The sequence below is a fragment of the Streptomyces sp. NPDC058371 genome (assembly GCF_042723265.1).
Taxonomy (GTDB): domain Bacteria; phylum Actinomycetota; class Actinomycetes; order Streptomycetales; family Streptomycetaceae; genus Streptomyces.
The window spans coordinates 508,897-519,565 of the sequence record NZ_JBHXJC010000005.1 but is presented as its reverse complement, the minus strand read 5'-3'; the positions used below and the strand labels follow the sequence as shown (position 1 = coordinate 519,565).

At 69.5% G+C, this 10,669-nt stretch carries 13 protein-coding genes; 5 read left to right on the top strand and 8 right to left on the bottom strand.

Features of this window, described 5'->3' with window-relative positions:
• Window positions 1-566: 566 nt before the first annotated feature.
• Window positions 567-1,208: a DNA-3-methyladenine glycosylase gene (locus ACFWM2_RS19660; protein WP_383281053.1), complete on the bottom strand. Its 642-nt coding sequence runs from the start codon at window positions 1,206-1,208 to the stop codon at window positions 567-569.
• Between the two features lie 168 nt (window positions 1,209-1,376).
• Between ACFWM2_RS19660 and ACFWM2_RS19655 the strand changes: the two genes are divergently transcribed.
• The 3 genes from ACFWM2_RS19655 to ACFWM2_RS19645 all read left to right on the top strand — a co-directional run bounded on the left by ACFWM2_RS19655 (window position 1,377) and on the right by ACFWM2_RS19645 (window position 3,396).
• On the top strand, window positions 1,377-2,162 hold the full coding sequence (locus tag ACFWM2_RS19655) for a sporulation protein (protein ID WP_383281050.1): 786 nt from the start codon (window positions 1,377-1,379) through the stop codon (window positions 2,160-2,162).
• Between the two features lie 42 nt (window positions 2,163-2,204).
• On the top strand, window positions 2,205-2,744 hold the full coding sequence (locus ACFWM2_RS19650; RefSeq protein ID WP_383281048.1) for a YbhB/YbcL family Raf kinase inhibitor-like protein: 540 nt from the start codon (window positions 2,205-2,207) through the stop codon (window positions 2,742-2,744).
• Window positions 2,745-2,889: 145 nt separating this feature from the next.
• A complete protein-coding gene (locus ACFWM2_RS19645; protein ID WP_383281045.1) occupies window positions 2,890-3,396 on the top strand; it encodes an HNH endonuclease in 507 nt (168 codons plus the stop codon).
• A 58-nt stretch (window positions 3,397-3,454) separates the two neighbouring features.
• Here the strand turns inward: ACFWM2_RS19645 and ACFWM2_RS19640 are convergent, their stop codons facing one another.
• The 3 genes from ACFWM2_RS19640 to ACFWM2_RS19630 all read right to left on the bottom strand — a co-directional run bounded on the left by ACFWM2_RS19640 (window position 3,455) and on the right by ACFWM2_RS19630 (window position 5,884).
• A complete protein-coding gene (locus tag ACFWM2_RS19640) occupies window positions 3,455-4,417 on the bottom strand; it encodes an SPFH domain-containing protein (RefSeq protein WP_383281042.1) in 963 nt (320 codons plus the stop codon).
• A 129-nt stretch (window positions 4,418-4,546) separates the two neighbouring features.
• On the bottom strand, window positions 4,547-4,978 hold the full coding sequence (locus tag ACFWM2_RS19635) for an NfeD family protein (protein ID WP_383281039.1): 432 nt from the start codon (window positions 4,976-4,978) through the stop codon (window positions 4,547-4,549).
• Window positions 4,979-5,092: 114 nt separating this feature from the next.
• The gene (locus ACFWM2_RS19630; RefSeq protein ID WP_383281036.1) at window positions 5,093-5,884 is read right to left on the bottom strand and encodes an ABC transporter ATP-binding protein; all 792 of its coding nucleotides are present in this window, start codon (window positions 5,882-5,884) and stop codon (window positions 5,093-5,095) included.
• 121 nt (window positions 5,885-6,005) lie between these two features.
• On the opposite strand from ACFWM2_RS19630, the gene ACFWM2_RS19625 reads away from it, so the two are divergent.
• The gene (locus ACFWM2_RS19625) at window positions 6,006-6,794 is read left to right on the top strand and encodes a hypothetical protein (RefSeq protein WP_383281033.1); all 789 of its coding nucleotides are present in this window, start codon (window positions 6,006-6,008) and stop codon (window positions 6,792-6,794) included.
• A 224-nt stretch (window positions 6,795-7,018) separates the two neighbouring features.
• Here the strand turns inward: ACFWM2_RS19625 and ACFWM2_RS19620 are convergent, their stop codons facing one another.
• The 4 genes from ACFWM2_RS19620 to ACFWM2_RS19605 form a co-directional block, all read right to left on the bottom strand.
• Window positions 7,019-7,258: a chaplin gene (locus ACFWM2_RS19620; protein WP_383281030.1), complete on the bottom strand. Its 240-nt coding sequence runs from the start codon at window positions 7,256-7,258 to the stop codon at window positions 7,019-7,021.
• Between the two features lie 196 nt (window positions 7,259-7,454).
• Entirely contained in the window at window positions 7,455-7,703 is a 249-nt protein-coding gene (gene chpE, locus ACFWM2_RS19615; RefSeq protein ID WP_383281027.1) for a chaplin ChpE, read from the bottom strand.
• 207 nt (window positions 7,704-7,910) lie between these two features.
• Window positions 7,911-8,552: a response regulator gene (locus ACFWM2_RS19610; protein ID WP_383281025.1), complete on the bottom strand. Its 642-nt coding sequence runs from the start codon at window positions 8,550-8,552 to the stop codon at window positions 7,911-7,913.
• Entirely contained in the window at window positions 8,545-9,723 is a 1,179-nt protein-coding gene (locus tag ACFWM2_RS19605; protein ID WP_383281022.1) for a GAF domain-containing sensor histidine kinase, read from the bottom strand. The genes ACFWM2_RS19610 and ACFWM2_RS19605 overlap by 8 nt, the downstream gene beginning before the upstream one ends.
• A gap of 245 nt (window positions 9,724-9,968) precedes the next feature.
• On the opposite strand from ACFWM2_RS19605, the gene ACFWM2_RS19600 reads away from it, so the two are divergent.
• Entirely contained in the window at window positions 9,969-10,664 is a 696-nt protein-coding gene (locus tag ACFWM2_RS19600) for an SDR family NAD(P)-dependent oxidoreductase (protein ID WP_383281019.1), read from the top strand.
• The last annotated feature ends 5 nt before the right edge of the window (window positions 10,665-10,669 follow it).

Here is a 10,669-nt window from a genome sequence, read left to right as displayed (position 1 = left end):
AACTCTCCGTGAATGTTGTCCCGTAATCGGGAAACCATCACGAGAGCGGAACCCCCCGAGGAATAATCGGGAGATTCACAGCGTCCTCGCTGATGTGCCCACCAGGCAGAACCTGATAGGACTTTTTCAAAGGAACCTCGTCCCAACCCATACGGATTGGAGACGGGGTATCAACATATCTGGCGTTGATTTTTGGCACGCTGTTGAGTTCTCAAGGAACGGACGCTTCCTTTGTACTCACCCTCTCGGGCTTTCCTCCGGGCGCTTCCCTTCGGTCTTGCGTTTCCGACTCTATCAGACCGTTTCCGGCTCCGATTCCCTGTCGGGGGGTTTGTCTTTGGCCTGAGACTTTCCGTCCCGCGGCCTTTCGACATTCACTACGTTAGCCGATTCCCAGCGCAACTCATAATCGAGTCCGCGAGTTCGAAATTCGGCATGCGAACATGACGAATTCGCCCCCGCTGAGGGGAAGTCGTAGGTAGTGGTTTGGCCGCCTCCGGCTGCTGGCTGAAGGCCGTACCCGGTTCAAGCGGCTTGGGCCACGTTACGGATCCCGTGGAAGCGAGTCAAGTTGGGCGGCGACGGGGCGTATGGGCCCGATAAGGGCTGACGGTCGGGTCGTTGGCGATCCAGAAGCGCCACGGGTGGACGCCCCCTTCACCGGCCACTCCGGTCCGAGGACCACTGCATACCTGGTCGGGGGGTGCCGGTGTACCCGCGAGCACACGGAACGGCCCGTCCTCGGGGCCGCAGGCATCCGCTCCGTCGAGGGCGCGGTCCACCCCCAGGGCCGTGGCCAGCCGGGCCGGCCCTTTGGCCAGTTCCTTGTCATTTCGGGCCGAGAGTCGACGTTTGCGGGCGTGCTCGACCCCTTCGGTGATCTCGCCGGCCCGGAGCAGGACCCCGCTCGCGCTCCCCTCGGGGCCGCAGACGAAGTTCATGCAGTGCCACATGCCGTAGGTGAAGTAGACGTACACATGGCCGGGCGGACCGAACATCACCTCGTTGCGTGCCGTGCGGCCGCGGTAGGCGTGTGATCCGGGGTCGCCGGGGCCGTCGTAGGCCTCGACCTCGGTGAGGCGCACTTCGATCGGCCCGTCCGGGGTCGTGCGTACAAGGGTGCGCCCCAGGAGGTCCTGGGCCACGTCCAGGACAGGGCGGTCGAAGAAGTCCCGGCTGAGGGGCGTACGGTCAGGGGCCGCGATCATGGCGTACGAGCGTAGTCGAGACCCGCTGTCTGTCAGCGGGGTGGTCAGGGGGCGCCTCGCTTGGAAGGGTGAGGGCGCGGAACCGACCGCGGTCGGATTGCGTTTGTAGGGATCAAGGAATGCAGACGGCATCAGGACGTAACAGGCGTTGCCTGGGGAGGAAGTGACATGGGGTTCAAGCGGCTGCTTGCGAGCATGGGAGCCGGTGGGGCTTCGGTCGAGACGGTGCTGACGGAGGTCAACACCGTTCCGGGCGGCGTCGTGCAGGGCGAGGTGCGGATCCAGGGCGGGTCCGTGAATCAGGCGATCGAGGGTCTGTCGGTCGGTCTGCAGGCCAGGGTCGAGGTCGAGGGCCACGACGACCAGGAGCACAAGCAGGACATCGAGTTCACCAAGGTGCGGCTCGGTGGCGCTTTCGAGCTGCAGGCCGGTGCGGTGCACGCGGTGCCGTTCGGGCTGGAAATCCCCTGGGAGACCCCGGTCACGACGATCGACGGGCAGCAGCTGCGCGGGATGAACATCGGTGTGACCACCGAGCTGGAGATCGCGCGTGCGCTGGACTCCGGTGACCTGGACCCGATCAACGTGCACCCGCTGCCGGCGCAGCAGGCGATCCTGAACGCGTTCCTCCAGCTGGGCTTCCGCTTCAAGAGCGCCGACATGGAGCGCGGCCACATCCGGGGTACGCGGCAGAAGCTGCCGTTCTACCAGGAGATCGAGTTCTTCCCGCCGTCGCAGTACCGCGGGCTGAACCAGGTCGAGCTGAGCTTCGTCGCCGACGAGCGCGAGATGGACGTCATCCTGGAGATGGACAAAAAGCCGGGTCTGTTCAGCGAGGGCAGCGACTCGTTCCGCGCCTTCAAGGTGGGCCTGAACGACTACCAGGGCACGGACTGGGCCGCGTACCTGAATCAGTGGCTGTCGGAGGTCGGCAGCAAGCGCAGCTGGTTCTAGGCTCGGCCGGGAACCGTCGCAGACAGATCAGGAGGTACTGAGGTGTCCGAGCTCAAGAGGCCGCCGCTCCCGCATGACTTCCATCCGCCCGTGCCGTCCTTCACGGTCACGAGTGAGGACGTCGAGCCGGATGCGGTGCTGAAGGACGCTCAGGTCCAGGCGGCCGGGAACACCTCGCCTCAGCTGCGCTGGGAGGGCTTCCCGCCGGAGACCAAGAGCTTCGCCGTGACCTGCTTCGATCCGGACGCCCCCACGGGGAGCGGCTTCTGGCACTGGGTCGTGTTCGACATTCCGGCCACGGTGACGGAGCTGCCGACGGGTGCAGGCACCGGAAAGTTCGAGGGGCTGCCCGACGGCGCGATCCAGGCGCGTAACGACTACGGATCCAGGGACTTCGGTGGGGCCGCCCCGCCGCCCGGTGATCCGGCGCACCGCTACGTCTTCACGGTGTACGCGGTGGATCAGGAGAAGCTCGGTCCGGACTCGGACGCGTCGCCCGCGGTGGTGGGCTTCAACCTGCGGTTCCACACGCTCGCGCGGGCCCAGTTGCTCGGTGAGTACGCGGCTCCCGCGGCAGACTGACGTTCGCTGAACGTTTGCCCGCCTCTGGTCTTGGAATTGATCAGGGGCGGGCATTTTTTTATTGCGTTGTCCATCTCGGCGTGCCCGGCCAGAGTTGATCCAAGCCCGCCAGGGGGTGGGCCGGTGCGCATGGGAGGTGGGCTGGATGCGGGACACGCTGGTGCTGAACGCGAGCTTTGAGCCGCTGTCGACGGTGACGTTGAACCGAGCCGTCGTTCTGGTGCTGCAGGACAAGGCCGTCGTCGAGCAGGCCCACCCCGAACTGCGTATGCGCGGAGCCGAGCTCGACATACCCGTGCCCCGGGTGATCAGGCTCTGCCGCTATGTACGGGTGCCGTTCCGAAGACAAGCGCCGTGGTCACGGCGGGGTGTCCTGGTGCGGGACCGGCACCGGTGCGCCTACTGCGGCAGGCGGGCGACGACCGTGGACCACGTGGTGCCGCGGGCGCAGGGCGGTCAGGACTCCTGGCTGAACACGGTCGCCTCGTGCGCGCAGGACAATCACCGCAAGGCTGCCCGTACGCCGGAGCAGGCCGGGATGCCGCTGCTCAGGCAGCCGTTCGAGCCGACGCCCGCGGACGCGATGCTGCTGGCCCTCGGCCAGGACGACTTCGAGGCGCTGCCGGAGTGGCTGGGGCAGCCCGCCGCCTAGGCGTGTACGTGACTGGGGCCCGCCTTCCGTGGAAGGCGGGCCCCAGTCACGTACACGCTCAGTCGGTGATGGGCGGCTTCTCGCGGCGCTCGGTCCCGCCGGAGCCGGAGCCGCCGGAGGAACCGCCGCTGCCCGAACCGCCGCCGATTCCACCGAAGTTGCCGAAGGCCCCCGACAGGCCCTTGAGCGCGTCGCCGATCTCGCTGGGCACGATCCAGAGCTTGTTCGCGTCGCCCTCGGCGATCTTCGGGAGCATCTGGAGGTACTGGTAGGCGAGGAGCTTCTGGTCCGGGTCGCCGGCGTGGATCGCCTCGAAGACCGTACGGACGGCCTGGGCCTCACCCTCGGCGCGCAGGGCCGCGGCCTTGGCCTCGCCTTCGGCGCGCAGGATCGCGGACTGCTTCTCGCCCTCCGCGGTCAGGATCTGCGACTGGCGGATGCCTTCCGCGGTGAGGATGGCGGCGCGCTTGTCACGGTCGGCGCGCATCTGCTTCTCCATCGAGTCCTGGATGGAGGTGGGCGGCTCGATGGCCTTGAGCTCGACGCGATTGACGCGGATGCCCCACTTGCCGGTGGCTTCGTCGAGGACGCCGCGCAGGGCCGCGTTGATCTCCTCACGGGAGGTGAGGGTCCGCTCCAGGTCCATGCCACCGATGATGTTGCGCAGCGTGGTGACGGTGAGCTGCTCGATCGCCTGGATGTAGCTGGCCACCTCGTACGTGGCCGCGCGGGCGTCGGTGACCTGATAATAGATGACCGTGTCGATGTTGACGACCAGGTTGTCCTGGGTGATCACCGGCTGGGGCGGGAACGGTACGACCTGTTCACGCAGGTCGATGCGGTTGCGGATGGTGTCGATGAAGGGGACGACGATGTTCAGGCCCGCGTTGAGTGTCCGCGTGTAGCGGCCGAAGCGCTCCACGATCGCGGCACTGGCCTGCGGGATGACTTGGATGGTCTTGATCAGGGCGATGAAGACCAGCACCACCAGAATGATCAGGACGATGATGATCGGTTCCATCGTTGCTCCCCGTACCCTTCTCGCCTCGGTTTTTCCGGAAGATCTTATGAGTGTTGAAGATCTTGCTCGTGAGTCTGACAGACCGTCGTCTGCCGCGTAGGGCGTTCGGTTCACTTGCGTCGTGCGAGGTCACATGACGATCGCGGTGGCTCCTTCGATCTCCACGACGTCCACTTCCTGGCCCACCTCGTAGGCCTGTCCGGCGTCGAGGGAGCGTGCCGACCAGACTTCTCCGGCGAGCTTGATCCGGCCGCCCGCGCCGTCGACGCGTTCCAGAACGAGGGCCTGTTTGCCTCTCAGGGCGTCCACGCCCGTGGCGAGTTGGGGCCGCTGGTGGCTATGGCGGGCCGCGATGGGTCGTACGACGGCGATGAGGGCGACCGAGACGGCGGCGAAGACGAGTACCTGGAGTACGACGTCACCGCCGAGCCCCGCAGTGCCGGCCGCGGCGACGGCGCCCACGGCGAACATTCCGAACTCCGGCATCGCCGTCACCACGAGCGGGATTCCGAGCCCGACCGCGGCGATCAGCCACCACACCCATGCATCGATGTCGTCCACATGGTCATGGTAGGACCGCGGCTCACTGGCGGACAGGGCGCGCGATCACGCCCGTCCGCGCGGGCGCGGCGCGGCCGCGCGCGGATCGGGCGTAAGAGGCGGCGGATCCGCGCGTCAGGAGAGCGGAAGGCCGTGCGCCGTCCAGCGCTCGCCGACCTGCTCGACGACGAGCGGCAGGCCGAAGCAGAGCGAGAGGTTGCGCGAGGTGAGTTCGAGCTCCAGCGGGCCGGCGGCGAGCACCTTGCCCTGCCGGATCATCAGGACGTGGGTGAAGCCGGGGGCGATCTCCTCGACGTGGTGCGTGACCATGATCATGGAGGGGGCGATCGGGTCGCGGGCCAGCCGGCCGAGGCGGCGGACGAGGTCCTCGCGGCCGCCGAGGTCGAGGCCGGCGGCCGGCTCGTCCAGGAGCAGCAGCTCGGGGTCGGTCATCAGCGCGCGGGCGATGAGGGTGCGCTTGCGCTCGCCCTCGGAGAGGGTGCCGAACTTGCGCTCCAGGTAGTCGCTCATGCCGAGGCGGTCGAGGAAGGCGCGGGCGCGCTGCTCGTCGATGTCCTCGTACTCCTCCTGCCAGCCGGCCGTCATGCCGTACGCGGCGGTGAGCACGGTCTGCAGGACGGTCTGGCGCTTGGGGAGCTTCTCGGCCATGGCGATGCCGGCCATGCCGATGCGCGGGCGCAGCTCGAAGACGTCGACCTTGCCGAGGGTGTCGCCGAGGACGGTGGCGGTGCCCGAGCTGGGGAAGAGGTAGCTGGAGGCGATGTTCAGGAGGGTCGTTTTTCCGGCGCCGTTCGGTCCGAGGATGACCCAGCGCTCGCCTTCCTTGACCGACCAGGAGACCTGGTCCACCAGAGCCCGGCCCTCTCGGACCACGGATACGTCCTCAAGCTCCAGAACATCGCTCATGAGCGCGCTGTCTCCCATTGCAGTCTCGGCCGTCGCTTACGTCTGTGGACGCAGCCCCCAGGGAAAACCTACGCCACCGGTCGGGCGGTCCCATCCATCGGTCGGTCCTTAGGCTGGGGGCATGCTCTCGGAACCACGCTCAGGACGCCTGGCCGCATGGGGAAATGCCCTCTTGGCCGGACTTGTTTCGCCGGACGACGCCGTCCTCGCCATCGTCGGTGAGGACGCCGTGCACCGGGTCGAGGGGCTGCCCGGTGAGGCGGCGCCCGTCGGACTGACGCTCGCCCTCGGCCGGCTGCGCGCGCTCGGGGTGACCGGGCTTCGGGTGGCGCTGCCCGCGCCGGGCCATCCGCTCGGGCTGAGTGGACCGCCCGACTTCAATGCGCGAGCGCTCGACGCCGAGGAGGCGGTCGTCTGCCACGGGGTCGGGCTCGGGCTGGTGCCGGAGGTGTACGAGGCGGGGCCGGACGGCGATCTGCATGTCGAGGTCGTCTGGCACTGCCTCGACGTGCGGGAGGCGCCGCCGGCCGATGTGCCCTCCCTCGGGGAGGCCGAGCGGGAGCTGGCGGAGGCGCTGCGGGAGGCGACGGAGGTGTTGTCCCGGCTGGACGTGGCCGGCTCGGGACCCGTCGCGGAGGCCGCGGTCGAGGCGTACCGGGCACGGGCCGAGCAGGGACGCGAGGTGCTGGCGCCCGGCTATCCGCCGCGTGCGGTACGCGTGTTGGAGCTCGCCCAGCGAGTGGGGCTGCTGATCTCGGTCGCCTACGAGAACGGGCCCGGCGGGGCGGTGAGCGCCTCGGAGATCGCCGCGAGGTCGCTGACGCTGCGGCCGGTGGAACGGACGGCTCGGCGGGCGCAGGTGGCCGCGTACAACGCGTTCGTGGAGGAGCGGGAGCGGGGCGTGCGGTGAGGTTCGCCGCCTGAGCGCCGAGGGCTTCACCCCGGGGTGGACTTTTCGAGCTGGGGTGCGCTGAACGCGGGGCGGCTGCGGTCCTTCGCGCCGGGCCCGGGGTGCTCTGAGGGTGGGGCCCCTCGCGTCCGGGTGCCCGGAGCGGAGGCAGCTGTTGCCGGATCCGCGTACGGAAGCGCCCCCGGGAACCGAGGGTTCACGGAGGCGTTCGCCGGTGGAACGGGTCAGTCGTTCGCGTTCAGGTTGCCGAACGTCGGGTTCAGCAGGCCGATGACATTGGCGCTGAGGCCCGAGACGGTGACCGGGACGTGGACGGGGACCTGTGCGACGAGGCCCGAGCCGACGCCCGGCGACTTCACGGCCGCGCCGTCGGCATCCGAGTCGGCGACAGCCGAGCCGGCGGAAGCGCCTGCGGCGATACCGGCGACGGTCAGGGCCACGGCTGCCTTCTTGGCGATGTTCATGAAAAGCGTTCCTCCTGGAATGGCGGGTCCGACCCGGCCGCGGGTCGTACGTGGAGAAACGCCTGGAAGATCGCAGATGGCACGGAGGGCCGCGGTGAAGGGCCCGTTCGGGCCATTGCGATGATCGGCCGACAACCTGACCGGCCTCCCAGGAGCGCCTGGGAGGCCGGTGGTCACCGCGAGGTCCGGACGGACGTCAGCGGTTGACGCCCAGGTTGCCGAAGGCGGGGTTCAGAACGCCGATGACGTTCACGCTGTTGCCAACCGCGTTCACCGGGATGTGGATCGGGGCCTGCACGAGGTTGCCCGAACCGACACCCGGGGAGCCCACGGCCTTGCCGCCGGCCCACGCACCACTGTCCGTGGCGGAGGCCATACCGGCACCGGCGGCGACGAGGCCGCCCGCAACCATCGCGACAGCCGTGGCCTTCTTCAGGTTCTTCACTTCTCAAGCCCTCCCTAGCGATCACCGCGGCAAGTCGCCGCAGCACGCCCTGAAGAACGGCCGGAGGTCGCGGAGGATGCGCCATTCGGGGGACATCCACACGACGGTATGAATCTCAGTCCGGAGCGAAACCCTCCCAATTGCTGCACTCCGGCCACTCCCGAGGGAGTGCGCCGGAGTGCGGATCAACAGGTAATCAGCTGGTGATCAGCCTGCCGCCCCATGCCGTACGGCCCACAGGGCGGCCTGGGTGCGGTCGGCGAGGTCGAGCTTCATCAGGATGTTCGACACGTGGGTCTTGACGGTCTTTTCGGAGAGGACGAGTGCGCGTGCGATTTCCCGGTTGGAGCGGCCGTCGGCGATCAGACCGAGCACCTCGCGCTCCCGCTCCGTGAGCGAACCGCCTCTCCCCTGGCTCGAGTTGGCCTCCTCCTGGGAGAGCAGGGCACCCGCGACCTCGGGCTGGAGCAGGATGTGCCCGGCGTGCACCGAGCGGATGGCACCGGCCAGGGCGTCGGGGTCCACGTCCTTGTACACGTACCCCGCGGCGCCGGCACGCAGGGCCGGGACCACCGTGCGCTGCTCGGTGAAGCTGGTGACGATCAGCACGCGTGCGGGGTTGGCCAGTTCGCGGAGCTTGCGCAGCGCCTCGACGCCGTCCATACCCGGCATCTTGACGTCCATGAGGACGACGTCGGGTTTCAACTCCTCGGCGCGGGCGACGCCTTCGGCGCCGTCGGAGGCCTCTCCCACCACCTCGATGTCGTCCTGCACTTCGAGGAACGTGCGCAGGCCCCGGCGGACCACCTGGTGGTCGTCGACCAGCAACACCTTGATTGCGTCAGCCACCAGGGACCTCCATCTCGATCCTCGTGCCCTTCCCGGGCGCCGATTCCACTGTGAGTGCTCCGCCTACGCCGTTCGCCCGGTCCCGCATGGAGACCAGGCCGAGGTGGCGTCCCGCGCTGCGTATCGCGTGCGGTTCAAAGCCCCCGCCGTCGTCTGCGATGCGCAGGACGGCGCCCGGGCCCCGCTTCAGCAGGGTCACGTCGACCTGGACCGCTCCGGAGTGGCGCAGCGCGTTGTGCAGCGCTTCCTGGGCGACGCGCAGCAGGGCCTCCTCCTGCGCGGCCGGCAGGGCGCGGACCCCGCAGCTGGTGAAGGTCACGCGCGCGGAGTGGGCGCGGTCGAGGACCTGGACATGGGTGCGCAACGTGGCGACCAGGCCGTCCTCGTCGAGTGCCGCGGGGCGCAACTCGACGACTGCGGCGCGCAGTTCGTCGGCGGCTTCCGCGGCGAGCGCGGCCACCTGCTGGAGCTCGCCCTTGGCACGCGCCGGGTCACGGTCGACGAGGGCGGCGGCGGCCTGCGCGGTGAGGCGGAGCGAGAAGAGCTTCTGGCTCACCGCGTCGTGCAGTTCATGGGCGAGCCGGGAGCGCTCCTCGGCGATCGTGAGCTCGCGGCTGCGCTCGTAGAGGCGGGCGTTGGTCAGGGCGATCGCGGCGTGCTGGGCCAGGATGGTGAGGAGCTCCTCGTCCTCCTCGGTGAAACCGCAGCGGCCGTCCGCGCGCGAGCCCCGGGGATCGGCGGCCTGCGCGCCGGCCGGCCGCACCTTGTTGGCGAGGAACAGGGCGCCCATGACCTCGTCGCCGTCCCGGATGGGCAGGCCCAGGAAGTCGGACATGTTGGGGTGGGCCGCGGGCCAGCCCTCGAAGCGGGGGTCCTTGCGCACGTCGGCCAGGCGCTCGGGGCGGGCCTCGTGCAGCATCGCGGCGAGGATGCCGTGCTGGCGCGGGAGCGGGCCGATGGCCTTCCACTGGGCGTCGCTCACGCCGTCGACGACGAACTGCGCGAAGCCGCCGTGGTCGTCCGGGACGCCGAGTGCCGCGTACTCGGCGTCGAGCAGCTCGCGGGCCGAGGCGACGATCGTCTTGAGGACGTCGCGCACCTCCAGATGCCTGCTCATGGCCAGCAGCGCGGAGCTCACCGCGTACAGGCCGGACCTGGGGCCTTGACTCATGACCTCAAGGTACCGGCGGGGTGTGACAGTGCGTATCCGACCTGTGGGGGCGGTTGCCTAGGCCGGTGGCCCTAGGTCTTGCGACGGTCGGCGGTCCTAGGGCGAAGGGCCCTGGATCATTGCGGCCCGCGCACGACGCGGCGGAAGCGTCCCGGTCCCTACGTTGAGGAGACGTTGAAGAGGCGTGGAAACCACGTCGGGGACACCCGCCGGAGCGGCGGTCGCGGGACGAGGGGACGGATGTCATGCCGGTAGCGATCATCACAGGAGCGTCGAAGGGGCTGGGACGTGCGCTGGCGGCGGCCCTGGCGGAGCGCGGCTGGGATCTGGTGCTCGACGCCAGGACCGCGGACGTACTGAAGGAGACGGCGAAGGACCTGTCCGCGTACGGGACCCGGGTGGAGGCGCTGGCCGGGGATGTGACGGACGCCGGGCACCGTGCCGAGCTGGTGGCGGCGGCCCGGCGGCTCGGGGGCGTGGACCTGCTGGTGAACAACGCGAGCGCGCTGGGCGCAGAGCCGCTCGTCCGGCTGGAGGACCTGACCCTGGACGGGCTGCGGCGCGCCTTCGAGGTGAACGTGGTGGCCGCGCTGGGCCTGATCCAGCAGGCACTGCCGGCGCTGCGGGACGCGGCGGCGGGCGCGGTCGTCGACATCAGCTCGGACGCGGCGGCGGAGGCGTACGAGACATGGGGCGGCTACGGGGCGTCCAAGGCGGCTCTGGACCATCTGTCGGCGGTGCTCGGGGAGGAGGAGCCCGGGGTGCGGGTCTGGGCGGTCGACCCCGGCGACATGGGCACGGACCTGTACGCGGCGGCCGTACCGGACGACGATGATCCGCGGCCGGCGCCCGCCGAGGTGGTCCCGGCCTTTCTGCGGCTGCTCGACGCGCGCCCGGCCAGCGGCCGCTATGGCGCTCCGGCCCTGCTGGCGGCGCGGTGACGACC